Origin of the sequence: Aeromicrobium sp. Root344, assembly GCF_001425755.1 — a bacterium.
Classification (GTDB): Bacteria; Actinomycetota; Actinomycetes; order Propionibacteriales; family Nocardioidaceae; genus Aeromicrobium.
In genome coordinates this window covers 1459956-1484581 of sequence record NZ_LMDH01000001.1, presented here as the reverse complement: position 1 = coordinate 1484581, position 24626 = coordinate 1459956, and the positions used below count along the sequence as shown (strand labels likewise).

Sequence of the window (24626 nt, the reverse complement as noted above, 5' to 3'; positions counted from 1 at the left end):
CCCACGACCACCTGCTCGTACGCGCTAGCGTTCCGGCGTGAGCATGCCACCGGAACCTCCGCTTCCCCCGTTCGGCACGCCACCGCCGCAACCTCCACCGCAGGGGTTCGGCACGCCACCGCCGCACCCTCAGGCGTACGGGCCGCCGCGGCCGGACCACTCCGCGCGCACGGTCGACCGGGCGCTCTCGTGGGTCCTGTTCGTGCTGCAGCTGCTCGGCACGCTCGTCCTGGGGCTCGTCTCGATCTTCGCGGTCTTCGCCACGGACTCCTGCGGCAGCAACGCCAGCAGCACAGTGCCCGCAGTGTGCGACTCCGACTACTTCGGCAGCGTGCTGATCGGCTACTGGATCGCGCTCCTGGTGCTCGTCATCGCGACGCTGGTCGCGATGGTCGTGGCAACCGCGCGCGCCACGATCGTGTGGCCCTGGACGGTCGGCGGGATCGTCCTCACGGTGGTCGCGACGATCGTGTTCTTCGTGCTGATGGGGCGCTGAGCGACATACTGGCCCGGTGAGCACCCGCATCGTCCTGCTGCGCGCCGTCAACGTCGGTGGGACCCAGCTGCCCATGGCCGAGCTGCGCGAGATCGCGACCGATCTCGGAGCCACCGACGTCCAGACCTACATCGCGTCGGGCAATCTCATCGCTGACGTGCCGGGCCGGGGCGCCGACTTCGACCGGGCCCTCGAGCAGGCGATCGAGAAGCGCTACGGCTGGTTCCGTGACGTCATCTCCCGCACACCGGCGCAGGTCGGCAAGGCGCTCGAGGCGCACCCGTTCGAGGTGACGGAGCCGAAGTACTCCTACGTCTCGTTCCTCGCCGGCAAGCCCACCGCTGCAGCGATCGCGAAGGCCGAGACGTACGAGACCGGCGACGACCAGTGGCAGGTCATCGGCACCGAGATGCACATCCGCTACGCCAACGGGGCGGGTCGGCCCGAGATGAAGGCCGACTCGATCGGCCGCGCGCTCAAGGTGCCCGGCACGGCGCGCAACCTCAACACCGTCAGGAAGCTCGTCGAGCTGGCCGGCTGACCACAAAGGGGCGGGGCCGCCACCCGAAGGTGACGACCCCGTCTTGTCAGTAGAAGTGTCTTCGACCGCCGATGCCGCGGTCCATCGAACCCAGCAGCCACAGGACCGCCCCGACCACGATCAAGATGATGCCGATCGTGTAGAGGATGGCGACGTTGAGCACTGCTCCCAGGATCAAGAGAATGACTCCGAGAATGATCACAGCGGTTTCCTATCTCCCCCCAGCCGGCGGACGCCGACCCTGTTTCATCTCCGGACTACCCGCAGCCCGGCCTTTGAAGCGCAAGACAGGTTTTCGCTCTGCGGAACCTGCACAAGGCTTCGAACCCGCACGCACCGGGAACGTACGCTTGACGGCGTGGAACAGCGCACGGTCCAGGACGTCCTCGGCGATCGACGGTGGCTCGTGCTCACGGGCGCCGGAGTGTCGACCGACTCGGGCATCCCCGACTACCGCGGGCCTGGCTCACCGGTGCGGACCCCCATGACGTACCAGGACTTCGTCCGTACGCCCGAAGGTCGGCAGCGCTACTGGGCCCGCGCCCACGTGGGCTGGAGCCGGATGCGCGGAGCCGAGCCCAACGCCACGCATCGCGCCCTGGTCGAGCTCGAGCGGCAGGGCCGGCTCACCGGGCTCATCACGCAGAACGTCGACGGGCTGCACGAGCGAGCCGGCCACCGCGACGTCATCGACCTGCACGGCCGCATCGACCGGGTCATCTGCCTGCAGTGCCGCGAGGTGACCCCGCGATCCGACCTGCATGCGCGACTGTCGCAGCTCAATCCCGGCTACGAGTCCCGGGTCGGCGAGGTGGCGCCCGACGGCGACGTCGTGCTCGACGACACGGCGGACTTCCGCGTCGCGGAGTGCCGTACGTGCGGCGGAGACCTCAAGCCCGACGTCGTGTTCTTCGGCGAGAACGTGCCCAAGGAGCGAGTCGAGCGGTCGTACGCCCTGGTCGCCGAGGCGGAGGCGCTCGTCGTGCTCGGCTCGTCGCTGCAGGTGATGTCCGGACTGCGCTTCGTACGCGCCGCCCACAAGCGCAGCATCCCCATCGCCATCATCAACCGGGGCACGACGCGCGGCGACGACCTCGCCACCGTCAAGCTCGAGGCCGGCTGCGCCGAGACGCTCGCCGCGCTCAACGGGACGACCGCACCGGCCTGACCAGTGAAATGGCGGGCGGAATGGTCGTTCCCGGTCGTCTCTCACATGCGAGCGGCTGTCGCGCCAGTGCCCTACTCTGACAACGAATCAGTCCATCTCGTACCGGAGGACTCATGACCACTCCCACTGCTGGCGGTTATCCCGCGACCTTCACGTTCGACCCGCCCGACAAGATCGCCCGTTGGCGCGTCATCGGCAACATCATCCTCGCCATCCCGCACCTGATCATCGCCTACGTGCTCGGCGTCGTGGCCGAGATCCTGGCCTTCGTGGCGTGGATCCTCGGCGTCTTCACGGCGAAGGTTCCCGAGGGCATCCTCGGCGTCATCGCGATGTGCCTGCGCTACAACACCCGAGCCCAGGTCTACGCCTCCTTCCTCAAGGAGGAGTACCCGCCGTTCTCGTTCGCCACAACGCTGGCCGACCCGGGCGACGATCCACGGGTTCGGGTCGACTACCGGCCCGAGACCGACGGCCGGAACCGCCTGACGATCTTCTTCCGCCTGCTGCTGGCCATTCCGCACTTCATCGTGCTGATGGTGCTGGGGCTCGTGGCGTTCATCGTCTACCTCATTGCCTGGTTCGCGGTCCTGTTCACCGGCGCGTGGCCGACCGGGCTGCGCAACTTCGTCATCGGCCTCACGCGTTGGACCACCCGGCTCAACGCGTACATGTATCTGCTGACCGACGAGTACCCGCCCTTCAGCTTCGAGTAGCGGCACATGCGAACGCCCCGACCCGCGTCGCGGATCGGGGCGTTTGGCTTTGCAGGTCAGCCGAGGACCTTGTTGGGGTCGTGCACCACGACGGTGCTCGCGATGAGGTCGGGTAGCGAGCGACGGTCGGGGCGCGTCAGGAACAGGATGAACGACACCAGCAGCGTGATGACCGAGAGGATTCCCTGCGCGATCCCACCGACGATGTTGCGCAGCGCCATCGGGCCGAACGTGGCGGTCTGGCGCTGGTCGGGACGGTAGACCTTCATGCCGAGCACCTGCAGCGCAGGCGACGTGCCCTTGCCCCACGCGATCAGGCCCCAGATCAGGTAGCCGATGACGAGGGTCACGAGCATGAGCGGGATCGCGAGGAAGTAGGCGCCGATGCGCCGACCGTGCGAGGCGAGCTCGACCCCGTCGGGCAGCACGAGGCCGCTGGCCTGGTCGAAGTGGAACCCGGCGCCGACAGGCTGGGCTCCAGGAGGGAAGTTGGGGTCGGTCATGGGTGTGTCCTTCATGGTTTGGTGGGCAGGCCGAGCCCAACCTACCGACATCGGCACCGTCACGGGCGATTTCTCACCCGAACATGACAATGCGTCTGGATCAGCTGAGCTGGCGGAGCCGTACGGTCTCGGGCAGGCCCGCAAGCTCCTTGAGCACGTCGGGGCCGACCTCGGCCGCGACGTCGGTGAGCACGTAGCCCAGCTCGCCGCGCGTCGACAGCGACTGGGCCTCGATGTTGACCTCGTGCTCACCGAGGAGGCCGTTGATCGTCGCGAGGACGCCCGGGTGGTTGCGGTGCACCAGAGCCAGGCGATGCTTCGTCGCGTCGGACGGCAGGTTGATCTCCGGCAGGTTGACGCTGAGCGACGTGCTGCCGGCCGACGCGTACGACCGCAGCTTGGAGGCGACGAAACGACCGATGTCCTGCTGCGCCTCCTCAGTCGATCCGCCGACGTGCGGCGTGAGGATCACGTTGGGCAGGCCGCGCAGGTCGGACTCGAACGGGTCGCCCTGACGCTTGGGCTCGACCGGGAAGACGTCGAGCGCGGCACCGGCGATGTGGCCCGACTCGATGTGCTGGCGCAGTGCGGCGGTGTCGACCGCGATGCCGCGGGACAGGTTGAGGAACAGCGAGCGCGGCTTCATCTGCGCCATCTCCTCGGCGCCGAACAGCCCGGCGTTGCCGGGGCGACCGTCGACGTGCAGCGTCACGACGTCCGAGGTCTGCAGCAGCTCCTCGATCGTCGAGCAGCGCTTGGCGTTGCCGAGCGCGAGCTTGTCGTCGATGTCGTAGAACACGACCTTGAAGCCCAACGCCTCGGCGATGACCGACAGCTGGCTGCCGATGTTGCCGTAGCCGACGATGCCGAGCGTGCGGCCGCGGACCTCGTGGCTGCCGGCGGCCGACTTGTTCCAGACGCCGTTGTGCATGTCGGTCGACTTCTCGTGCAGCCGGCGGGCCAGCGAGATGATCTCGGCGATCGCGAGCTCGACGACGCTGCGGGTGTTGGAGTAGGGCGCGTTGAACACCGCGATGCCCCGCTCGGTCGTCGCCTTGAGGTCGATCTGGTTGGTGCCGATGCAGAACGCACCGATCGCGATCAGGTCGGGAGCGGCGTCGAGGACCTTCTCGGTGATGTAGGTCGTCGAGCGGATCCCGAGCAGGTGCACGCCCTGGATCGCCTCGATCAGCTCGTCCTCGCCGAGCGCGCCGTCGCGGGTCTCGACCTGGTAGCCCTTGCCGCGCAGGAAGTCCGCCCCGTCGACGTGGATGTTCTCGAGCAGCAGGACGCGTACGTCCTCGTCGCCCAGCAAGGACGTGGGGAAGGGGTCAGTGGTCGTCATGGTCATCATCATCTCGGTTGCCTCCAGTCAGCAATGCACGGCTGACGTGGGGCCCAGGCGAACGGTCCCGATGTCCGGTTTCTGCAGTCGCTCCCCGGTGGTACCCACCTCAACGCCAGTCGCGACCGACTGCGACGAGTCTACCGTGCGACCGCGACCCGTCCGCCGACGAGGACATCTGGTGAGATCGGCTCAGCGCGGTGGGCTGGGTCGAACCGCAGCACCGCGCGTACGACCTGGGTCACCGCCACCCCCAGCGCGGTGGGCTGGGTCGAACCGCAGCACCGCGCGTACGACCTGGGTCACCGCCTCACAGCTGGGCGAGCGACTCGTGCAGGAGGTCGAAGAAGCGCGATGCGTCTGCGTCGACCGCGACCCGCACGTCTCCGGTCCCGACCGTGATGTCGGTACGCCCGCGGGTCGGCGAGTCGCCGGTGTGGACCCGTACGCTCGCGCGCTGGAGCGTGACCACCGTCGAGTCGACGAGGTGGGCGATCGTCAGCGCGTCGTGCACCGGCGCCGCAGCACGGCCCGCCATCGCCGGCAGCCGGCGATAGCGCTCGATGCGCTGCTCGATGAAGTCGGCGGCGACCGCTCCGGCCCGGCTCACCGTGCGCAGGGTCGCGCACTGCTCGACGGTGACCGTCGCTCGATAGGTCGCGTCGAGCGGCACCATGGTCAGCCGATCGAACCCGGCGTCGAGCACGCGCAGCGCGGCCTCTGGGTCGTTGCCGACATTCGTCTCGATGTCGGGCAGCAGCCCGTCGCGGTCGATGACGCCTCCCATCACGACGAGCTCGTCGACCGCCTCGACGAACGACGGATCGGCCGCGACCGCGGAGGCGACGTTCGAGAGCGACCCGGTCGGCACGAGGGTGAAGCGCTGGGTCGACGCGCGGGCGGTCTCGACGAGCCACTCGACGGCGTCCCTGGACTCGACCTGCTGGGTCGGCGGCGGGAGCGGGAGGACGTCCGCCTCGGGGCTGCCCTTCGACGCCGGCGCGCCCTTCGGTGGATCGACCGGTGCGCCGCGCCCGGCGTACACGGGGATGTCGCCGCGGCCGATCAGGTCGAGGACTCGCCGCGAGTTGTCGGCGGTGTGCTCGACGGCATGGTTGCCCCAGACCGCGGTGACCGCCACCAGGTCGAGCTCCGGCCGAGCGGCGGCCAGCATGATGGCGATCGCGTCGTCGGTCCCCGTGTCGCAGTCGAGAACCACCCGGCGCGGCATGTCAGCCCTGCGGGAGCGACCCGGTGAATCGGGCCAACGCCTCGGGCGGCATCTGCTGGTCCAGGTTGGCGAGCCGCACCTGGCCCTGGGCGATGAGCCGGCCGTCCTGGTCGACCGAGTCGAGGTGCCACAGCTGCTGGCTCCGGCCGCGGTGGATCGGGGACGCGGTGACCGTGATGGTGTCGCCGACCTTGGCCTGGCGGAGGAAGTCGGTCGAGTTGTTGGTGCCGACCACGATGCCCTTGTCGCCGAGCCACACCTGTCCCGCGATGCTGGCGGTGGATTCGTGCACCGCGCAATAGACGCCGCCGTGGGGGATGCCGAACGGCTGCAGGTGGTGCTCGCCGATCGTGAAGCGTACGACGACCTTGTCGGCGCTCGCCTCGAGGTGCTCGACGCCGAGCACGCCGTCCAGGCCGGGGATCTGAGTCATGCGTTCGAGGGTAGGTCAGTGGTAGTCGTGCATCACCGCGTGGCCCTTGCCGCGTCCGATCAGCCAGCGGTTGACCGGCACCGTCACGAGGAACGCGACGACGAGGGAGAACGCGAGGCTGCCCCAGAACAGGAGGCTCGCCAGCCCGGCGTCCATCGCTCCGGGCACCGCGACGATCACGGTGTTGTCGATGAGCTCCATCGTCAGGATCGACACCGTGTCGGCGGCGAGGGCGACCTTGATCGCGCCGGCGAACGGGATGCCCGCGGCGAGCACCGGGCGGATCGTCAGGGAGTAGCCGAAGAAGAACGCCAGGGCGATCGACAGGATGATCGTGGTGACGTTGTGCAGGCCGAACGCCGTGCCGATGACCATGCCGAGGACCTCGCCGATCGCACAGCCGGTGAGGCAGTGGATCGTCGCGGAGATCGCGCTGCGGGTCAGCGCGCGACCCGTCATCGCCATGTCGTGGTGGTGTTCGTGGTGCTCGTGGTGCTCGTGGTCGCTCATGACGCTCCTTGCGAGTTGAGGGTCTTGAAGCCGCGCAGCCGCAGGCTGTTGGACACGACGAACACCGACGAGAACGCCATCGCGGCGCCGGCCAGCATGGGATTGAGCAGGCCGGCGGCCGCCAACGGGATGCCGACGACGTTGTAGGCGAACGCCCAGAACAGGTTGCCCTTGATCGTGCCCAAGGTCCTGCGGGACAGTCGGATCGCATCGGGCACGGCCAGCAGGTCACCGCGTACGAGGGTCAGGTCTGCCGCCTCGATCGCGGCGTCGGTGCCGGTGCCCATCGCGAGGCCGAGGTCGGACTGCGCCAACGCGGCGGCGTCGTTGACCCCGTCGCCGACCATGGCGACGGTGCGACCTTCGGCCTGGAGCCTGCGGACGACGTCGACCTTGTCGCCCGGCCGCACCTCGGCGTGGACCTCGTCGATCCCGACCGCGGCAGCCACGCTGCGGGCGGCCCGCTCGTTGTCGCCGGTCAGCAGCACGGGACGCAGCCCGAGCTCGCGGATCTGGCGCACCGCCTCGGCGCTCGACTCCTTGATCGTGTCGGCGACGACCAGGACGCCGCGCACGGCACCGTCCCAGCCGACGACGACGGGCGTACGTCCTTGGGACTCCGCGTCAGCCTTGGGGCCCACGAGGTCGGTCGTCAGGTGCTGCGACCAGTCGGCGAGGAACGCCTCGCGGCCGACCACGACGGCGTGGCCCTCGACGACTCCCTGCACGCCGAGCCCTTCGGTGTTGCTGAAGCCCTCGACGGCCGGCAACGAGCCGACCTCACGGCGAGCCGCCTCGGCGATCGCCCGGGCGATGGGGTGCTCCGAGGCGTCCTCGAGCGCGCCGGCGATGCGGAGCACCTCGGCGCGGTCCTCACCCTCTGCGACGATCACGTCGTGCAGCGTCATCCGGCCGCTCGTGACGGTCCCGGTCTTGTCGAGCACGACGGTGTCGATCGCGCGGGTCGACTCGAGCACCTCGGGGCCTTTGATCAGGATGCCGAGCTGGGCGCCGCGACCCGTGCCGACCATCAACGCGGTCGGCGTGGCCAGCCCCAGCGCGCACGGGCAGGCGATGATCAGCACCGCGACGGCAGCGGTGAACGCCGCCGTGGCACCCTCACCGGTGCCGAGCCAGAAGCCGAGCGTGCCGACCGACAGGGCGATCACGATCGGGACGAAGATGCCTGAGATCGAGTCGGCGAGCCGCTGCGCCTGGGCCTTGCCGCTCTGCGCGTCCTCGACCATCTGCGCCATCTGCGCCAGCTGGGTCTCGGCCCCGATGCGCGTCGCGCGCACCGTCAGCCGGCCGCTCGTGTTGACCGTGCCGCCGACGACGTCATCGCCGGCGACGACCTCGGCGGGCACCGACTCGCCAGTCACCATCGACGCGTCGACTGCGGAGGTGCCGTCCTCGATCACGCCGTCGGTGGCGATCTTCTCGCCAGGGCGTACGACGAAGAGGTCGCCGACGTGCAGGTCCTCGGTCGGCACGCGCACCTCGACGCCATCGCGTACGACCGACACCTCCTTGGCGCCGAGCGCGAGCAGCGCCCGCAGTGCGGAGCCGGCCCGTCGCTTGGAGCGCGCCTCGAAGTAGCGCCCGGCGAGGATGAACGTCGTGACGCCGGCCGCGGCCTCGAAGTAGATGTTGCCGCTGCCGTCCATGCGCGAGATCGTCAGCTCGAACGGATGCTTCATGCCGGGCTCGCCGGCCGTGCCCCAGAACAGGGCGTAGATCGACCAGCCGAACGCGGCGAGCGTGCCGACCGAGATCAGCGTGTCCATCGTCGCCGCGCCATGACGCAGGTTGGTCCAGGCCGCGACGTGGAACGGCAGGGCGCCCCACACCACGACCGGTGCCGCGAGCGTCAGCGACAGCCACTGCCAGCTGGTGAACTGCAGCGCCGGGACCATGGCCATCGCGATGACCGGGACGGTCAGGACGATCGAGATCAGCAATCGGGTGAGCAGGGGCCGGGAGGGGTCGTCGTCGACCTCCGGCTCGTCGTCCTGCGCCGGGTGGGGCAGGTGCGCGGTGTAGCCGGCCTTCTCGACCTCGGCGATCAGCAGTGCCGGGTCGATCGGGCCCGAGGCGTCGACGCGTGCCTTCTCGGTCGCGTAGTTGACCGAGGCGGTCACGCCGTCGAGCTTGTTGAGCCGCTTCTCGATACGCATCGCGCACGAGGCGCAGGTCATGCCGCCGATCGTGAGGTCGATGCGGTCCGTCGTGGTGGGTTCGGTGAGTGCCATCTCAGTGCCCGTGCTCGGAGTCGGAGTGGTGATCGGACGCATCGTCGTCCATCGACGCGCCGGCCTCGACGGTGAACTCAGCCGTACGGACGACACCGCCGTGCTTGAAGTCGAGGTAGAGCCGGTAGCTGCCCTCGGACGGGAACTCGGTGTGGAACGTGATGCCCGGGCCGGGCTTGGTCGTGCCGTCGCCGGGCTCACCGTCGGGGTGGACGTGGAGATAGGCGAGGTCGCCGTCGCGCAGCGCGACGAGGTGACCGTATGCCGCGAGGTAGGGCTGCAGGTCGGTGACGGGCGCGCCCTCCTTGGCCACCGTCAGCGTCAGCTTCGAGGACGCCCCCGCCTTGGCAGCCCCGTCGAGGGTCACGGTGTAGTCGCCGACCGTCACGGTCCGCGACGGTGCCGGCAGCGGCGTGGCGGCGTAGTCACCGGCCACGGTCAGATCGGCGCCGAGCGTGAGCTGAGGATCCTTGCCGGCCGGGTCGAAGTCGGCGAACGCCCGCCAGGGGCCCGGGGTGAGCGCGACGCGCGCGGTCCACGTGCCGTGCTCGTCGAGCGTCGGATGCACGTGCTGGAACCCGGACAGGTCACGCTTGGCGACGATGAAGTGCAGCTTCTTGTCGTGCAGGGTGGCGTAGTCGGTCAGCGGCCTGCCGTTCGGCGCGAGGATCCTGAACGACACGAGGGCCGGGTCGGCGGCCTCCTGATCGGGGTCGTCGAGCACGAACCGGTAGCCGTTCTGGGCGACCTGGAGTCCGCCGGGCGGCTCGTCGCCACCCTCGGACATACCGGGCATGTCTGTCATCGCGTCGTCCTCACCGTGCTCCATCGCGGCGGGCTCGGAGCCGACCGGGCCGACGGCGTTGCCGACCGCAGCCGCAGCGCCGAAGACGACGCACAAGCCGGCGACGAACACGCCGACCTTCACCCCGGTGTTCATGCCAGCGAGTAGCCGGCCTCGGCGACGGCCTCACGTACGGCATCGTCGGCCACGGGCTCGGCCTCGGTCGTGACGGACAGGGCTCCGGTCGCCAGGTCTACGGTCAGGTCCTGGACGCCGGGGATCGCGCCGACCTCTTCGCTGACCGAGCGGACGCAGTGCTCGCAGGTCATGCCGACGACGGTGTAGGTGCTGGTGGTCATGATGGTTCCTCTCGTGGGTTCGGGGTCAGCTGCGGACGAGGCGGGCGATGGCGTCGGAGGCTTCACGGATCTTGGCCTCGGACTCGGCGCCACCCGCGCGGGCGGCGTCGACGACGCAATGGCTCAGGTGGTCGTCGAGCAGGCCGAGCGAGACGGACTGGAGCGCCTTGGTCATCGCCGAGACCTGAGTGAGGATGTCGATGCAGTACTGGTCCTCCTCGACCATCCGCTGCAGGCCCCGGGCCTGCCCCTCGATGCGGCGGAGCCGCTTGAGGTAGTCGGCCTTCTTGTCGTCGTAGCCGCGTGCTTCGTGGTCGTGTGCCATCGTGAGCTCCTCGTCCGTACCCCCAGGGGGTATGTGTTCTGTGCACGACCATATACCCCTAGGGGGTACTACGCAAGCCATGGGTCGAACGTACGCATGTCACCTCGGCGCCCGGGTAGTCCTGACGTGTCGGCGACGTTGAGCAGACAGCGCGCGCCGACGACGATGCCCCACCCGGAGTCAGTCAGGGTGGGGCATTCGCTCAGGAATGACGCGGGTCAGACGGCCGTACGTCCAGCTGCGCTCGGTTGGAGCACGGCGACGCGTTGGGAGAGTCCGTCGAGCCAGGTGCTGAGGTGGCGGCGATACCAGCCGCGGCCCGCCCACTTCTCGGGATCGGCGAAGCCCGGGATGGCGTGCTCCGGCAGGTCGCCCCGGGTCTCGACGTAGCGCAGCCGCGCGGCGTCGATCGACGACGTGAGCACCAGGCCACGGACGAACTCGACCGCCGCGGTGGCGTCGGTGACCTCGAGCCCTTCACGTTGCAGCGCCTCGATGTGCGGCAGGACCATCTCGAGGAAGCCCGGTGACACGTTGCGGGAGCGCAGCGCGGTGAGGTCGTAGCCCGGATAGTGTCCGCAGAGCGTCCAGAACATCTCGCCGATCTGCTCGAGGTGCTCGCGCCACGGCAGGTCCGTCGACGGCCACGGCGCCTGACGGGCGATGCGGTCCATGACCTGCACGACGAGGTCTTCGCGATCGGTGAAGTAGCGATAGAGGCCCGAGTGCACGACACCGAGCCGACCCGCGATCGACGGCATGCTGAACGTGCCAAGACCCTCGGCCAGGACCGCGTCGATGATCTGGTCGATCGTCAAGGTCCGTGGTCTACCGGGCTTCGCGTTCATCCTTGCAGGCTACGCGCCAGGATCAATGTCGCATGGCGAATGGCAAGGAATAGAGCCGAAGGTCCTGAATCACCCGGACCGCGCGAGCCATGGCAACCACCCGAACGGGTGGCTCAGGCGCGAAGCTGCGCGATCAGGTCGAGCTCGTCGGGTCGGCTGAGGCCGGCTCGGCGTTCGCGGTCGAGGCCCCGCGCCCGCTCGTCGTCGAGCGTCGCGCGGAGGGTGTCGACCAGGGGGCGGCGCCGCAGGCCGTACGCCAGGGCACGGGTGTCGTCCATCAGACCCATGCCGTGGTGACTGGCTGGGAGCCAGAGCGGCAGCGATCGCGGCCCCATCCACTCCTCGACGTCGTGCTCGTGCAACCACGCCTCGCTCGCCAGCACCTGGTCGCCCGTGAACCCGGCGACCTCCGCCGACAACGCGACGAGATCGCCGACGGTCGTACGCTCACCCGCCCCGTGCACCGTGCCGGTCGCACCGGTCTCGGCACACGTCACGATCCACGACGCCAGGTCCCTGACGTCGATGACCTGCATCGGCTGGTCCGCGACCGCCGGCACCAGCACCGGTTCGTCGCCCGCGAGCGCGAACCGGGCGACGTAGTGGCCGAGCCGGTCCGAGCGGTCGCCCGGCCCGCCGATCAGTCCGGCCCGCACGATCAGGTGGCGGTGCAGGTGCCGGACGGCGTCCTCGCACGCGACCTTGCCCTCGCCGTACTGCTCCGGCTCGGCGGTCCCACCGTCGAGCGGCTCGAGCACCGGTGACTCCTCGGTCAACGGTCCGCTCTGGTCGGCGTACACCGACCCCGTCGAGACGAGCGTCCAATGCGTGGCGTCCGTGGCCAGCGCGCTGATCGCCGAGCGCACCTGGCCGGGCTGGCGCGACACGTCGATCACGCAGTCCCACCGCTGCCCGCGGACCTCGTCGTACGCCTGGGGGTCCGACCGGTCGGCCTGCACGAACGCGGCACCCTCGGGCACGCCGCCGGACTCGCCACGTGCCAGGCACGTGACGTCGTGGCCGCGGGCGATCGCGTCCTGCGCGATCTGGCCGCCGACCCAGGAGGTGCCGCCGAGGACGAGTACGGTGCTCATCTCGCCAATCAACCACGCCGCGTGGCGCCGCAACAGGGTTGTTCACCGCCGGCAGAACCGCTCTGAGCAGATGCGGACGACCAGCACATCTGCCGGCGAGGCATAGCATTCAAGACATGGCTTTCGAACACGTCCTCACCGTCACCGGCACCGTCGTGATCCGCGAGCGCATTGCCGTGCCGCCTGGCGCCGTCGCGACGGTCAAGCTCGTCGACACCGAGGGCGAGGTGCTCGCCGCCGCCGCGGTCGACGCCCCGGGCGTGCCCGCTGAGTTCACGCTCAGCGTCGACCCCACCCTCGTCGCCGCGCCGGACACGCTGCTGATCTGGGCCATGCTGCGCACGGAGGTCGGCGTGTGGGGCACGACCGAGCTCGTCCCGGTCGAGGGCGACTCCACCGAGGTGCTGCTCACCAAGATCGACGAATGATGCGGCCCGGCCCCAACATCACGCACCTCAGCGAAGACGAGATCGGCACCGGCCGGCCGATCCTCGGCCGCATCGCGCAGATGCTGCGCCCCTACCGGACCAAGATGGCGTACGTCGCGGTGGCCGTCGTCACCTCCGCCGCACTGGCGTCGGTCGCCCCGTTCTTCACCAAGGCGGTGTTCGACCACGCCCTGTTCCCCGCCGACGGGAGCGGGGTCGACCTCAGCCTGCTCGCGTGGCTCGTCGGCGGGTTGTGCGCGATCCCCGTCGTCACGGCGCTGATCGGCATCGGACAGAACTGGCTGACCTCGACGATCGGCAACTCGGCGATGGCCGATCTGCGCAGCGGCCTGTTCGCCCACCTGCAGAAGATGGAGCTCGCGTTCTTCACCGCGACCAAGACCGGCGCGATCCAGTCGCGGCTCGCCAACGACGTCGCCGGCGTGCGTACGGTGCTGACCGACACCGCGACCTCGATCCTGCAGAACAGCGTCACCGTGATCGCGGCGTTCGTGTCGATGATCATCCTGTCGTGGCAGCTGACCCTCCTGACCCTCGTCGTGATGCCGCTGTTCGTCTGGATCCAGCTGCAGGTCGGCAAGCGGCGCCAGAAGCTCGCCCGCCGCACCCAGGAGTCGCTGTCGGAGATGACCGCGATCACCGAGGAGGCGCTCAGCGTCTCGGGCATCCTGCTGTCCAAGGTGTTCAACCGCGCCGACTCCGAGGTCGAGCGCTACCGCGAGGCCAACCGCAACCAGACCCGCCTCCAGGTCGAGCAGGCGATGACGGGTCGTACGTTCTTCGCCACGGTGCAGACGTTCTTCGCGATCACGCCGGCACTCATCTATCTTGTCGCCGGCTACATGCTCAACGGTGGCACCGCCCTGACTGCTGGCACGCTCGTCGCGTTCACGACGCTGCAGGCCAGGCTGCAGATGCCGCTGCTGCAGCTCATGCGGGTGTCGCTCGACGTGCAGACCTCACTGGCGCTGTTCCGGCGACTGTTCGAGTACCTCGACCTCGAGCCCGCGATCACCGAGCGCGCGGGAGCGGTCGCGCTCAATCCCAAGGACCTGCGCGGCGAGATCGAGTTCCGCGACGTGCACTTCCGCTATCCCGAACCGCGCCGGCTGTCTGGCGATCCCGCCGGTGACCGGTTCGGCGAGAGCGGCGTCCGCATCGACCGCACGGAGCCCGCGCCGGAGCAGGGCTGGGCGCTCGACGGGGTGTCGCTGCGGGTCGCACCCGGTCAGCTCGCCGCGATCGTCGGTCCGTCAGGCTCGGGCAAGACCACCATGACGTACCTGATCCCGCGCTTCTACGACGTCACGACCGGCGCGGTCCTGATCGACGGCACCGACGTGCGCGACCTGACGATGGGCTCGGTCGCCGAGGCGGTCGGCATGGTGACGCAGGAGCCCTACCTGTTTCACGGCACGATCCGCGACAACATCGCGTACGCCAAGCCCGACGCCACCGCCGACGAGATCGAGCAGGCGGCGCGCGACGCCAACATCCACGACCGCATCCTGTCGTTCGCCGACGGCTACGAGACCATCACGGGCGAGCGCGGCTACCGGTTGAGCGGCGGCGAGAAGCAGCGGCTCGCGATCGCCCGGGTCCTGCTGATGGACCCGCGCATCCTGATCCTCGACGAGGCGACGTCGGCCCTCGACACCGAGACCGAGCGGCTCGTGCAGGACGCACTCGAGCGGGCGACCCACAACCGTACGACCATCGCGATCGCGCACCGGCTGTCCACGATCCACAACGCCGACGTCATCTTCGGCCTCGAGGAGGGCAAGCTCGTCGAGCAGGGCACGCACGACGAGCTGCTCGCGCTGGGCGGGCTCTACTCGCGCCTCTACGTCGAGCAGTTCGGGTCGGGGCAGATCGAAGCCCGGTTCACCGACGGCGTGCGGTTCACGAGCGGCGAGACCTACTGCGACAAGCCCGGCGCCGACGACCGCCGCGCCGACGTCTCGTTCTGACGGCTGGCGGTTTACCAAGAGGTCAGGGCAAACCGCCACCCACCAAGGCGCGCGCGCCCTGAGGAGTGGCATCTTGCCTTGAGGAGGGCGCAGAATCCCCTGACCTCTTGGTAAACCGTCACCGGGCGGCGAGGGCGCGCTTCTGGGCGGACGCCAGCGCGGAGGTCACCGCCGCTTCGACGGCCTTGGTCTGCTTGAGGTCCGGCACCGAGTAGATCAACGAGGTCATCTCGCCGGACGTGCACATCTGGGCCGAGACGCCGGTCTGCGACTGCGTGATGGGTACGGACGTGATCGTCGTCGTGGCGCCCCGCTTGGCGCCGCCGATCTCGGCCAACGTCGTGAACGCGGCGCAGGCCTGCTCGCCGGTGAACGACGTGGCGCCCGCCAGCAGCTTCTTGGCCCGGGCGAGCTCCTTCTTGTCCGTCGCGGTCCTGACGTCACCCGACGACTCCAGCTGCGTGACGACCTCGGGAAGCGTCTTGGCCCAGGCCTGGGCCGGCAGCGTCGTGACCTGGACCAGCGCCGAGCTCGACTGCCAACGACACTGACTGCTGCCGGCGGTGCCGCTGGTCGCCACCACCGTGTCGACCGGAGAGCCCGCGAGCTGGGCGCGCTCCGAAGCGGTGAGGAACCGGCACGCCGGCTCCTTCGGGTCCACCGTCGGCTGCGTCGTCGCCGAGGCGGAAGGCTTGGGGTCGGCGGCTTTCGCGTCGCTGCCGCCGCTGCAGGCCGCCAGGGTCATACCGGCGGCCACCGTGAGTGCCACCGCGCGCAGCATCACAGGGCGATGCCGACGTACTTGGTCTCGAGATACTCCTCGATGCCTTCCGCGCCACCCTCGCGCCCGAAACCCGACGCCTTGACCCCGCCGAACGGGGCAGCCGGGTTCGAGACGATGCCTTGGTTGAGGCCGACCATGCCGGTCTCGAGCCCTTCGTAGACCCGCACAGCGCGCGACAGGTCGGACGTGAAGGCGTACGCCACCAGCCCGAACTCGGTGTCGTTGGCCATGCGCAACGCGTCGGCCTCCTCGGTGAACGTGAAGATCGGGGCGACCGGGCCGAAGATCTCCTCCTTGGCGAGCCGCGCCTCGAGCGGTACGTCCGACAGCACGGTCGGCGCGTAGTAGTAGCCCTCGCCGTCGGGGGCAGAACCGCCGGTCAGCACCGTGGCGCCCTTGCCGACCGCGTCGTCGACGAGCTCGGCGACCTTGTCGCGCTGCTTGGCCTCGACGAGCGGGCCGACGTCGATGCCGTCCTCGGTGCCGCGGCCGACCGACAGCGCCTGCATCTTCTCGGTGAGCTTGGTGCCGAACTCCTCGGCGACGGACTCGTGCACGATGAACCGGTTGGCGGCCGTGCATGCCTCACCGATGTTGCGCATCTTGGCGAGCATCGCGCCCTCGACCGCCTTGTCGATGTCGGCGTCCTCGAACACCAGGAACGGCGCGTTGCCGCCCAGCTCCATCGAGACGCGCAGCAGCCCTTCGGCGCTCTGCTCGACGAGGGTGCGGCCGACCTCGGTCGAGCCGGTGAACGTCAGCTTGCGCAACCGCGGGTCGCGGATCAGCGGCTCCATGACCTTGCCGGTGCTCTTGGTCGTCACGATGTTGAGCACGCCGTCGGGCAGCCCAACCTCGGCGAGAATGTCGGCGAGGCGCAGCATCGACAGCGGCGTGAGCGCGGCGGGCTTGACCACCATGGTGCACCCGGCGGCGATCGCCGGGCCGATCTTGCGGGTACCCATGGCCAGGGGGAAGTTCCACGGCGTGATCATGAGACACGGACCGACCGGCTGCTTGAGCGTCAGCAGGCGCGTCGCGCCGTTGGGGGCGACGGAGTAGCGGCCAGAGATGCGTACGGCCTCCTCGGAGAACCAGCGGAAGAACTCCGAGCCGTACGCGATCTCGGCCTTGGCCTCCTTGATCGGCTTGCCCATCTCGAGCGTCATGAGGAGCGCCAGCTCATCGGCGCGCTCGGTGATGATCTCGAACGCCTTGCGGAGGATCTCCCCGCGATCGCGCGGTGGGGTCGCCGCCCAGTCGCCCTGCGCTGCCACGGCCGCGTCGAGGGCGGCCTTGCCGTCGGCGACACTCGCGTCGGCAACCTCGACGAGGGTCGCGCCGTTCGACGGGTCCTCGACCGGGAACGTCGCGCCATCCTCGGCGTCGCGCCACTGCCCGCCGATGAACAGCTGTGGATGGACGGCGGCGACGACTTCCTTCTCGCGTGACTCACTCATGCCGTCCAGCGTAGGACGGTGGTCCAGCGGCTGCCGCTCAGGCGGGAGTACGGCGGGCGCGCACCTTGTGGACGACGAACCAGGCGACCGCGGCGACGACGGCCACCACCAGGGCGTACTTGAGGTAGTTGCCGTACTTCTCGACGCTCTCCCAGTTGTCGCCGAGCTGGTAGCCCGCGCTGATCCAGATCGTGTTCCAGATCAGGCTGCCGGCGGTGGTGTAGATCAGGAACCGGGAGACGGACATCTTCTCGACGCCGGCGGGGATCGACACGAGGCTGCGGATCGCCGGAACCATCCGGCCGAAGAAGACCGCGGCTGCGTCGTTGCGGGCGAACCAGGCCACCCCCTTGTCGATGTCCTTGGCGGTGACGAGCGGGATCTTGGCCAGCACGTGACGCGTACGTTCGAGGCCGAAGACGCGCGAGATCCAGTAGAGGATCATGGCTCCGCCGACCGAGCCGATCGTGGCGGCGGCGATGACCGCGACCAGGCCGAAATCGCCACGCTTGGCGCTGAACCCGGCGAGCGGCAGGGCGACCTCGCTCGGCAGGAACGGCAGGATCGTCTCGATCGCGAGCACGAGTCCGACGCCCACCAGGCCGATCGAGCCCATGATGTCGGCGACCAGGCCGCCCAGGCCGGAATCGGGGATGCTCGACGACTCGGTCACCAGTGCGGTCAGTAAGGTCACGGGCATGAGCGTATCCGTCAGGCTCAACCCGTATGTCATCGTCGCCGGCCTCGTCCTGGTGGCGTTGGTCGCGGGCGCTTTCGCGTACGCGGACGACGGCGATCCGCTCGTCGCCGACGCCCCGACGACGACGCAGATCCACCCACCGACCAGGTCGCTCGACATCGTGCGTTCGTCGACTCCGGCACGATCAGCGGTCGGCGTCTCCCGGCGGTTGTACACCTCGTCGCCCGTCGCGGTGCTCGCCGACCGGCACGACCGTCGAGCCCAGAAGATCGCCATCGAGTCGGCCACGACGTTGGGCGTACCCGTGCTCATCAACGACGCCCAGGCGCCGGCCGAGATCAAGCGGCTCGGCGCTCGAAAGGTCCTGACGTTCGGCAAGACCCTCGAGGTCGAGGGTGCCCAGGCGGTGCCTCTCGATCCCGCTAAGGCGGCCGAGGCGATCGCCGACCTGCGCGGCACGACTGCTGCTCGCAGCCCTCGCCGGCTCGACGCGATCGTCGTGACCCGGTCCCTCGCCGCCAATGCCGCAGCCGTCGCGACCGCCCGCAACGCCGGTGCCGACGTCCTGCAGATCCGCAGCGCGGACCCTCGGCGTAACCCCGCCGTCGCCAAGACGCTGGCGAACCGGCCCACCACCCCGGTCATCGCGCTCGGCACGCCGTTCGTCCGCAACTTCGCCTACACGCTCGAGGTCGTACGTTCACACGTCGTCCAGCCGACCGGTGGCTACCTCGCCCTGCCGGGCAAGCACTACACCGCGATGTACGGCTATCCCGGCGCGCCGTCGCTCGGCGTGCTCGGCGAGCAGGGCGTCAAGGCGTCGATCAAGCGCGTGAAGCACCTCGCCCGGAAGTATCGCCGGGTCAGCAAGGCCGAGTTCGTCCCCACGTTCGAGATCATCGCCACCGTCGCGTCGGGCAGCGCCGGCAAGGACAAGGACTACTCCCAGGAGGCGTCGATCAAGACCCTCACGCCGCTGATCGACGCCGCCGAGAAGGCCGGGGTCTACGTCATCCTCGACCTGCAGCCGGGGCGTACGAACTTCCTCAAGCAGGCCAAGCGCTATCGCTCGCTCCTCGAGCGCCCCAACGTCGGTCTGGCCCTGGACCCGGAGTGGCGGCTCAAGAAGAAGCAGAAGCACCTGCGCCAGATCGGCTCGGTCAAGGTCGCCGAGATCAACCGGGTCGGTGACTGGCTGGCCCGGCTCACCCGCCACCACGCCCTGCCGCAGAAGATCTTCGTCCTGCACCAGTTCTCGCTGTCGATGATCAAGCACCGCAGCCGGCTCGAGACCCGTCACGCGGAGCTCGCGACCGTGATCCACGTCGACGGCTCCGGCCCGCAAGGCGCCAAGCAGGGCACGTGGAGGACTCTGCGTCGTGGCGCACCGGACGGGGTGTTCTGGGGCTGGAAGAACTTCATCGACGAGGACCCGCACATGCTGACCGCCCAGCAGACCTGGCGTCGGGTCAGGCCGCACCCGTCGCTGATCTCGTACCAGTGACGTCGGAGATCAGCCTGCGCGCTCGATCGCGAACGAGACCATGAATCCGATCGTCGCGATGAGTCCCGTGTAGAGGTGCGTGCGCTCGAAGGCCTCGGGGATCATCGTGTCGGCGATCATGGCCAGGATCGCGCCAGCCGCCACCGCTGTGATCGCTGCGATGCTCGCGGACCCGGCGTCCTGCAGCAGCAGGCACCCCAGCAGACCTGCGAGCCCACTCGCCACGGCGATCCCGCCCCAGACCCCGAAGACGTACGTGGCGCTCCGGCCGCTGCGTTTCATGCCGGCGGCGCTCGACAGGCCTTCCGGGAGGTTGGAGATGAAGATCGCGACCAGCACCGGAACACCGACACCGTTGCCACCCAGGAGCGACAGTCCCAGCACGATCGACTCGGGAATGCCGTCCAGCAGCGCGCCGACCGCGATCGCGGCTCCGCTGCCCTGTTGATCGGCCTCCGAGGGCTGCTGGTCCTCGGAACGCTTGCGGTGGCGCGCACCTCGGCGGGCCAGTGCGACGTTGGCGAGGACGTAGACGACGGCGCCGCCCAGGAAGCCGAGCACGGTCGGCGTCAGGCCGCCGGTCGACTCCGCCTCGTCGACGAGATCGAAGGCCAACGCAGAGATCAGGACGCCGGAGCCGAACGCCATGACGCTGGCCACCACGAGACGTGGGATGCGCAGGTTCCACGCCAGGGCAGCACCGACGACCAGCGCGCCGCCGGCGAACGTTCCCCAGAGGCCGGCTTGCACCCAGATCGGCACCGCGTCTCCCTCCGTCGTCGGCCCCCGCTGACCTCCTGCCGACGCTATCGGCGGAAGCCGCTTGCGGCCACCCGGCCAGGATGGTCCTCGTGGAAAGCCACTCGATGAAGACTGCCTGAGATTGTTCGCGATGAGTGCCGCTCGACGTGTGTCCACACAGGTCTCGACCTAACGTCGAAAGGGAGGCCCGGGACGTCTTCGTCCCCGACGGACCGCCGAGAGGTGCACAGATGAGCTTGATCGAGGACTACGCCATGATCGGCGACCTCCAGACCGCCGCGCTGGTCGGCCGCAACGGATCGATCGACTGGCTCTGCCTGCCTGCGTTCGACTCGCCGGCGTGCTTCGCGTCCCTGCTCGGCGGTGCGGACGCCGGATCCTGGCGTATCGCGCCTGCAGGAGCGGGTGAGTGCACGGAACGCGCCTACCGCGAGGACACCTTGATCCTCGAGTCCGTCTGGCGCACCGGCCATGGCAGCGTTCGGCTGATCGACACGATGCCGCCTCGCGGTGAGGCCGCCGACATCGTCCGCATCGTCGAGGGCATCAGCGGATCGGTACCGATGCACATGGCGCTGCGGCTGCGCTTCGACTACGGCAGCATCGTGCCGTGGATGCGCCACACGGACGGGATGCTGGCCGCCGTTGCCGGGCCGGACTCCGCATGGCTCAAGACACCGGTGACGCTCGCCGGCAAGGACCTCACCACATACGCGGACTTCACCGTGTCCGAGGGCGAACGGGTGCCGTTCGTCCTGACCTATCACCCCTCGCACGAGACCAGGCCGAGGACCGCCGATCCCGAGAGGGCGCTGCAGGACACCGAGGACTACTGGCGCCAGTGGATCGGTCAGGCGACCAAGGCGCCCGATGACGAGGCGGTGCGGCGCTCGCTGATCGTGCTGAAGGCACTCACGTACGCGCCGACCGGCGGCATCGTGGCCGCCGCGACCACGTCGCTGCCCGAGCAGCTCGGTGGATCCCGCAACTGGGACTACCGGTTCTGCTGGCTGCGGGACGCCACCTTCGTGCTCGAGGCGCTCCTCGCGGCCGGGTACGTCGATGAGGCGCAGGCTTGGAGAGGGTGGCTGCTCCGGGCGATCGCCGGCAACCCCGACAAGCTGCAGATCATGTACGCCTTGGACGGACGCCGCCGACTACCAGAGGCCACACTCGACTGGCTCGACGGCTATGAGGGATCCCGGCCCGTGCGGACCGGGAACGCTGCGGCAAAGCAGTTCCAGCTGGACGTCTGGGGCGAGGTCCTCGACGCGCTCCATGTCTCTCGCGAAGCGGGAATCGCGTCCGAAGAGGCGGCCTGGGACCTGCAGGTGGCGCTGATCGAGTTCCTCGAGGAGCACTGGGCCGATCCCGACAACGGCCTGTGGGAGGTGCGCGGACCGCGCCGCAACTTCGTGCACTCCAAGGTGATGGCGTGGGTCGGCCTGGATCGCGCGGTCCAGGCCGTCGAACGATTCGGTCTCGACGGCCCCGTCGAGCGGTGGCGGGCGGTGAGGCAGGAGATCCACGACGAGGTCTGCGCCAAGGGCTTCGACCACGATCGGGGCACCTTCACCCAGTTCTACGGCTCGAAGGGGCTCGATGCGGCGCTGCTGCTGATCCCTCGCGTCGGCTTCCTCCCGTGGGGCGACCCCCGCGTGATCGGCACGGTCGACGCCGTCCAGAAGGAGCTGCTTCGCGACGGATTCCTCCTGCGCTACGACACCGCCGCCGACGGGAACGTCGACGGACTCGGAGGTGAGGAGGCGACGTTCGTCGCGTGCACGTTCTGGCTGGTCGACGCCCTCGGCGGGATCGGTCGTACGTCCGAGGCGCGTGCCCTCTTCGATCGTCTCCTGAACCTGCGCAACGACGTGGGTCTGCTGAGCGAGGAGTACGACGTCACCGTCAAGCGGCAGGTCGGCAACACGCCTCAGGCCTACAGCCATGTCGGACTGATCAACGCCGCCACTCGGCTCGATTCCGCGGGCCCTCCACGCGACACGAAAGGGACATCATGAAGGCACTCACGGTCGAGCCGGGAACTGCTCAGTCGCTGCGGGTCGAAGACGTCCCGGAGCCCGAACCCGGCCCGGGCGACCTCCTGGTCGACGGCATCGCCATCGGCATCTGCGGGACGGATCATGAGATCGTCGACGGCGACTACGGCTGGTCGCCGTCCGGTCGCGACCGGCTCGTCATCGGGCACGAGTCCCTGGGCCGCGTGCGCGAGGCACCCACGTCGAGCGACTTCACCAGGGGCGACCTGGTGGTCGGGGTGGTGCGCCGACCCGATCCCGAACCGTGCGGCGCTTGCGCGCACGACCAGTTCGACATGTGTCGCAACGGCAGGTACACCGAACGGGGCATCAAGCAGATCGACGGATACGGCAGCGAGAGGTGGCGGGTCGAGGCCGAGTACGCGGTCAAGCTCGATCCGGCGCTGGAGGACGTGGGCATGCTGCTGGAACCGACATCGGTCGTGGCCAAGGCGTGGGACCAGATCGACAAGGTCGGCTCGCGCTCGTGGTTCGAGCCCCGCACCGTCCTGATCACAGGGGCCGGGCCGATCGGTCTCCTTGCCGGCATGATCGGCGTCCAACGCGGACTCGACGTGCATCTGCTCGACCGGGTGACCGCGGGACCGAAGCCGTCGATCATCCACGATCTCGGTGCGACGTACCACTCCGGCGACATCGGGGCGGTGACCGAGAAGCTCTCGCCGGACATCATCATCGAGGCCACCGGCGTCGCCGAGCTGGTCGTCGGCTCCATGGCCGGCACCTCCGGGTACGGCATCGTCTGTCTGACCGGGGTGTCCTCGGGCAAGCATGCGATCCCGGTCAACGCCGCCGACCTCAATCGCGAGATGGTCCTGGAGAACGATGTCGTCATCGGCTCGGTCAACGCGAACCTCGGCCACTACCGGGCTGGGGCGGACGCCCTCGCCGCCGCCGATCCAGCCTGGCTGAGCCGTCTCATCAGCCGACGGCTCACGCTTGACGAGATCGGCAGCGCGTTCGATCGTCAGGACGACGACGTCAAGGTCGTGGTCGAGCTCGATGGGGGACGCTGATGATCACCGCCGACCGGTCAGCCACAGGAAGGCGTCCGCGCGTCGTGATCGTCGGTGGCGGGTTCGGCGGGTTGCAGGTCGCCAAAGGGCTCCGTGACGTCGATGCGGAGGTGGTGGTCATAGACCGGGTCAACCACCACCTGTTCCAGCCTCTGCTCTATCAGGTCTCGACAGCCCTGCTCGCCGCCGGAGACATCGCACCGGCGCTGCGCACGGTGCTCGCGCGTCAGGACAACGCCCGGGTCGTCCTCGGCGACGTGACGGACATCGATCCCCACAGCTCGAGCGTGACGCTGACCGGGCCGGACGACGTGGATCGCACCATCGAGTACGACCGGTTGGTGCTGGCGGCGGGCGCCGAGTCCAGCTTCTTCGGCCACGACGACTGGGCCGAGGCCGCGGTACCGATGAAGACCTTGGTCGACGCCATCACCCTTCGTGAACGGCTTCTGGGCGCGTTCGAGCTGGCCGCACAGAGCGAGGACCTCACGACCCGAGGTGAGTGCCTGACATTCGTCGTGGTCGGCGCCGGGCCGACGGGCGTCGAGTTCGCTGGACAGCTCTCCGCACTCGCCCGCCGCACGCTGCGTCGTGAGTTCCACGAGCTCGACACCGCCGACCTGCGCATCGTGCTGGTGGACGCGGGCGACTCGGTCCTGAGCTCGTTCGCCCCCTCGCTTCAGCGTCACGGCGAGGCAGCGCTCGAAAAGCTGGGCGTCGAGCGGATCCTCGGCCACTCAGCCGAGACGATCGATGCCGCGGGGATCACCGTCAGGCCGACGAACGGCGCCGGGTCGGAGAGCCGCATCTCCGCTCGGACCGTCGTGTGGGCCGCAGGTGTGGCGACGAATCCACTCGCCCGCCGACTGGCTGAGACCACGGGCGCACCGGTCGACGGCAGGGGGCGCATCAAGGTCGACCCGCGGTGCCGCGTCCCGGGATATCCGGACCTCTTCGCCATCGGCGACGCGGCCAACGTCCACGACCTGCCCGGGCTCGCCGAGCCCGCGATGCAGGAGGGACGATACGTCGCGTCGGTCCTCGCCAGTGACCTCGCCGGTGCGTCGCCGCCTGCGCCGTTCCGCTATCGCGATCTCGGCACGATGGCCACGATCTCACCGACTGACGCCGTCGCCCAGCGGGGTCGCGTCCGAATGAGCGGCCTCCCGGCGAAACTGGCCTGGGCCGGCGTCCACGTGGCATTCCTGGTGGGTTGGGGAAACCGCTTCGCGGTCCTCATGCAATGGCTGCAGGTCGCGCTCTTCGGATCGCGCCGACGGCAGTTGATCATCGGTTCACGACGCTCTGTGCATTGA

General features: G+C 69.2%; 26 protein-coding genes and 1 riboswitch. Of the genes, 10 read left to right on the top strand and 16 right to left on the bottom strand.

Annotation, left to right across the window (positions count from 1 at the left end; genetic code table 11):
• Nucleotides 1-43 precede the first annotated feature (43 nt).
• Both ASC61_RS19680 and ASC61_RS07355 read left to right on the top strand, forming a co-directional pair.
• Nucleotides 44-496 carry a DUF6264 family protein gene (locus ASC61_RS19680; protein ID WP_235503610.1) on the top strand — a complete coding sequence of 151 codons (453 nt, stop codon included), beginning with the start codon at nucleotides 44-46 and terminating at the stop codon, nucleotides 494-496.
• 16 nt (nucleotides 497-512) lie between these two features.
• A complete protein-coding gene (locus ASC61_RS07355; protein ID WP_056210676.1) occupies nucleotides 513-1037 on the top strand; it encodes a DUF1697 domain-containing protein in 525 nt (174 codons plus the stop codon).
• A 46-nt stretch (nucleotides 1038-1083) separates the two neighbouring features.
• Here the strand turns inward: ASC61_RS07355 and ASC61_RS20055 are convergent, their stop codons facing one another.
• The gene (locus ASC61_RS20055; RefSeq protein WP_200935401.1) at nucleotides 1084-1239 is read right to left on the bottom strand and encodes a DUF6131 family protein; all 156 of its coding nucleotides are present in this window, start codon (nucleotides 1237-1239) and stop codon (nucleotides 1084-1086) included.
• A gap of 156 nt (nucleotides 1240-1395) precedes the next feature.
• Here ASC61_RS20055 and ASC61_RS07350 point away from each other — a divergent pair, with 156 nt between their 5' ends.
• A complete protein-coding gene (locus tag ASC61_RS07350; RefSeq protein WP_056210675.1) occupies nucleotides 1396-2205 on the top strand; it encodes an NAD-dependent protein deacetylase in 810 nt (269 codons plus the stop codon).
• A gap of 113 nt (nucleotides 2206-2318) precedes the next feature.
• Entirely contained in the window at nucleotides 2319-2921 is a 603-nt protein-coding gene (locus ASC61_RS07345; protein ID WP_056210674.1) for a DUF4389 domain-containing protein, read from the top strand.
• Between the two features lie 56 nt (nucleotides 2922-2977).
• Here ASC61_RS07345 and ASC61_RS07340 read toward each other — a convergent pair whose 3' ends face one another.
• The 11 genes from ASC61_RS07340 to ASC61_RS07290 form a co-directional block, all read right to left on the bottom strand.
• On the bottom strand, nucleotides 2978-3424 hold the full coding sequence (locus tag ASC61_RS07340) for an RDD family protein (protein WP_056210673.1): 447 nt from the start codon (nucleotides 3422-3424) through the stop codon (nucleotides 2978-2980).
• 100 nt (nucleotides 3425-3524) lie between these two features.
• The gene (gene serA / locus ASC61_RS07335) at nucleotides 3525-4769 is read right to left on the bottom strand and encodes a phosphoglycerate dehydrogenase (protein ID WP_056215419.1); all 1245 of its coding nucleotides are present in this window, start codon (nucleotides 4767-4769) and stop codon (nucleotides 3525-3527) included.
• A 44-nt stretch (nucleotides 4770-4813) separates the two neighbouring features.
• Nucleotides 4814-4902: riboswitch (ZMP/ZTP riboswitch) on the bottom strand.
• Nucleotides 4903-5079: 177 nt separating this feature from the next.
• Nucleotides 5080-6000, bottom strand: a complete 921-nt coding sequence (locus ASC61_RS07330; protein ID WP_056210672.1) for a nucleoside hydrolase — start codon at nucleotides 5998-6000, stop codon at nucleotides 5080-5082.
• 1 nt (nucleotide 6001) lies between these two features.
• On the bottom strand, nucleotides 6002-6433 hold the full coding sequence (locus ASC61_RS07325) for a PaaI family thioesterase (RefSeq protein ID WP_056210671.1): 432 nt from the start codon (nucleotides 6431-6433) through the stop codon (nucleotides 6002-6004).
• Nucleotides 6434-6448: 15 nt separating this feature from the next.
• On the bottom strand, nucleotides 6449-6943 hold the full coding sequence (locus ASC61_RS07320) for a DUF4396 domain-containing protein (RefSeq protein WP_082530518.1): 495 nt from the start codon (nucleotides 6941-6943) through the stop codon (nucleotides 6449-6451).
• The gene (locus ASC61_RS07315) at nucleotides 6940-9195 is read right to left on the bottom strand and encodes a heavy metal translocating P-type ATPase (protein WP_056215413.1); all 2256 of its coding nucleotides are present in this window, start codon (nucleotides 9193-9195) and stop codon (nucleotides 6940-6942) included. Before ASC61_RS07315 ends, ASC61_RS07320 begins: the two co-directional genes overlap by 4 nt.
• 1 nt (nucleotide 9196) lies before the next feature.
• Complete coding sequence (locus ASC61_RS07310; protein WP_056210670.1) at nucleotides 9197-10135, bottom strand: hypothetical protein; 939 nt, start codon at nucleotides 10133-10135, stop codon at nucleotides 9197-9199.
• On the bottom strand, nucleotides 10132-10338 hold the full coding sequence (locus tag ASC61_RS07305) for a heavy-metal-associated domain-containing protein (RefSeq protein WP_056210669.1): 207 nt from the start codon (nucleotides 10336-10338) through the stop codon (nucleotides 10132-10134). Before ASC61_RS07305 ends, ASC61_RS07310 begins: the two co-directional genes overlap by 4 nt.
• Before the next feature lie 25 nt (nucleotides 10339-10363).
• Nucleotides 10364-10663 (bottom strand): metal-sensitive transcriptional regulator, encoded by a 300-nt coding sequence (locus ASC61_RS07300; protein ID WP_056210668.1) that lies wholly within the window; start codon nucleotides 10661-10663, stop codon nucleotides 10364-10366.
• Between the two features lie 218 nt (nucleotides 10664-10881).
• Complete coding sequence (locus ASC61_RS07295) at nucleotides 10882-11511, bottom strand: TetR/AcrR family transcriptional regulator (protein WP_082530517.1); 630 nt, start codon at nucleotides 11509-11511, stop codon at nucleotides 10882-10884.
• A gap of 113 nt (nucleotides 11512-11624) precedes the next feature.
• Complete coding sequence (locus tag ASC61_RS07290) at nucleotides 11625-12605, bottom strand: NAD-dependent epimerase/dehydratase family protein (RefSeq protein ID WP_056210666.1); 981 nt, start codon at nucleotides 12603-12605, stop codon at nucleotides 11625-11627.
• A gap of 116 nt (nucleotides 12606-12721) precedes the next feature.
• On the opposite strand from ASC61_RS07290, the gene ASC61_RS07285 reads away from it, so the two are divergent.
• The gene (locus tag ASC61_RS07285) at nucleotides 12722-13033 is read left to right on the top strand and encodes a YbaY family lipoprotein (protein WP_056210665.1); all 312 of its coding nucleotides are present in this window, start codon (nucleotides 12722-12724) and stop codon (nucleotides 13031-13033) included.
• Nucleotides 13030-15024 (top strand): ABC transporter ATP-binding protein, encoded by a 1995-nt coding sequence (locus ASC61_RS07280; RefSeq protein WP_235503509.1) that lies wholly within the window; start codon nucleotides 13030-13032, stop codon nucleotides 15022-15024. The genes ASC61_RS07285 and ASC61_RS07280 overlap by 4 nt, the downstream gene beginning before the upstream one ends.
• Before the next feature lie 118 nt (nucleotides 15025-15142).
• Here ASC61_RS07280 and ASC61_RS07275 read toward each other — a convergent pair whose 3' ends face one another.
• From ASC61_RS07275 to ASC61_RS07265, 3 genes are read right to left on the bottom strand one after another with little or no spacing between them, the layout of a single operon-like run.
• Nucleotides 15143-15793 carry a hypothetical protein gene (locus ASC61_RS07275; RefSeq protein ID WP_157439409.1) on the bottom strand — a complete coding sequence of 217 codons (651 nt, stop codon included), beginning with the start codon at nucleotides 15791-15793 and terminating at the stop codon, nucleotides 15143-15145.
• 11 nt (nucleotides 15794-15804) lie between these two features.
• Nucleotides 15805-17268: an NAD-dependent succinate-semialdehyde dehydrogenase gene (locus tag ASC61_RS07270; protein ID WP_056210662.1), complete on the bottom strand. Its 1464-nt coding sequence runs from the start codon at nucleotides 17266-17268 to the stop codon at nucleotides 15805-15807.
• A 37-nt stretch (nucleotides 17269-17305) separates the two neighbouring features.
• Nucleotides 17306-17962 (bottom strand): DedA family protein, encoded by a 657-nt coding sequence (locus ASC61_RS07265; RefSeq protein WP_200935400.1) that lies wholly within the window; start codon nucleotides 17960-17962, stop codon nucleotides 17306-17308.
• 4 nt (nucleotides 17963-17966) lie between these two features.
• On the opposite strand from ASC61_RS07265, the gene ASC61_RS07260 reads away from it, so the two are divergent.
• Nucleotides 17967-19472 (top strand): hypothetical protein, encoded by a 1506-nt coding sequence (locus ASC61_RS07260; protein WP_157439408.1) that lies wholly within the window; start codon nucleotides 17967-17969, stop codon nucleotides 19470-19472.
• Nucleotides 19473-19481: 9 nt separating this feature from the next.
• On the opposite strand, the gene ASC61_RS07255 is transcribed toward ASC61_RS07260, so the two are convergent.
• A complete protein-coding gene (locus ASC61_RS07255; protein WP_056210659.1) occupies nucleotides 19482-20234 on the bottom strand; it encodes a ZIP family metal transporter in 753 nt (250 codons plus the stop codon).
• Between the two features lie 230 nt (nucleotides 20235-20464).
• Between ASC61_RS07255 and ASC61_RS07250 the strand changes: the two genes are divergently transcribed.
• From ASC61_RS07250 to ASC61_RS07240, 3 genes are read left to right on the top strand one after another with little or no spacing between them, the layout of a single operon-like run.
• Nucleotides 20465-22255 (top strand): glycoside hydrolase family 15 protein, encoded by a 1791-nt coding sequence (locus ASC61_RS07250; RefSeq protein WP_056210658.1) that lies wholly within the window; start codon nucleotides 20465-20467, stop codon nucleotides 22253-22255.
• Entirely contained in the window at nucleotides 22252-23310 is a 1059-nt protein-coding gene (locus tag ASC61_RS07245) for a glucose 1-dehydrogenase (protein WP_056210657.1), read from the top strand. The genes ASC61_RS07250 and ASC61_RS07245 overlap by 4 nt, the downstream gene beginning before the upstream one ends.
• Nucleotides 23310-24626: an NAD(P)/FAD-dependent oxidoreductase gene (locus ASC61_RS07240; protein WP_056210656.1), complete on the top strand. Its 1317-nt coding sequence runs from the start codon at nucleotides 23310-23312 to the stop codon at nucleotides 24624-24626. The genes ASC61_RS07245 and ASC61_RS07240 overlap by 1 nt, the downstream gene beginning before the upstream one ends.